Annotated in this window: 1 protein-coding gene and 1 pseudogene; both read left to right on the forward strand. The window is 74.0% G+C overall.

Going from position 1 to position 749, the window contains the following annotated elements:
- Positions 1–256: pseudogene (locus KBX39_RS32390) on the forward strand (DUF4350 domain-containing protein); the annotation flags it as partial.
- Positions 253–749, forward strand: a 497-nt coding sequence (locus tag KBX39_RS32395) for a MoxR family ATPase (protein ID WP_210874236.1), incomplete at its 3' end; no start/stop codon positions are given. The pseudogene KBX39_RS32390 and the gene KBX39_RS32395, both read left to right, overlap by 4 nt.

Here is a 749-nt window from a genome sequence, read left to right on the forward strand (position 1 = left end):
GGACACGGTCGCCGAGACGCTGCGCGCCGCCGCGCTGGACCGGCTCCTGCCCCGGCTCAACCTGCCTCCGGACACGCCCGACGACGAGGTGGCCGCCCGGATCGCCGAGCGTGCCGGCGCCGACCCGGAACGGGTGGCCGAACTGCTCTTCGGCCCCGCCCCGGAGAAGGACCGCGAGCTGCTGGAGCTGGCCCGCGAACTGGACGCCCTGACCCGTACCCTGGCCCCGCATCCGAGCGAAGGAGACACCCGGTGACCGGACCCGTCACGACCACCGCCCCGTCCGGCGCCCGCGCCGCCCTGCACCGGCTGCGCGCCGAGGTGGCCAAGGCCGTCGTCGGGCAGGACGCCGTGGTCACCGGGCTGGTGATCGCGCTGCTCTGCCGGGGGCACGTGCTGCTGGAGGGCGTACCGGGGGTGGCCAAGACGCTGCTGGTGCGGACGCTTGCCGCCGCGCTCGACCTGGACGCCAAGCGGGTGCAGTTCACCCCCGACCTGATGCCCGGCGACGTCACCGGCTCGCTGATCTTCGACCAGCGCACCGCCGCGTTCACGTTCCGGGAGGGGCCGGTCTTCACCAACCTGCTGCTCGCCGACGAGATCAACCGGACCCCGCCGAAGACGCAGTCGGCGCTGCTGGAGGTGATGGAGGAGCGGCAGGTCTCGGTCGAGGGCGAGCGCCGTCCGCTGCCCGACCCGTTCATCGTCGCGGCCACCCAGAACCCGGTCGAGTACGAGGGCACCTACCC

Origin of the sequence: Micromonospora sp. D75, assembly GCF_018070405.1 — a bacterium.
In the GTDB taxonomy this organism is placed as follows: Bacteria; Actinomycetota; Actinomycetes; order Mycobacteriales; family Micromonosporaceae; genus Micromonospora; species Micromonospora chalcea.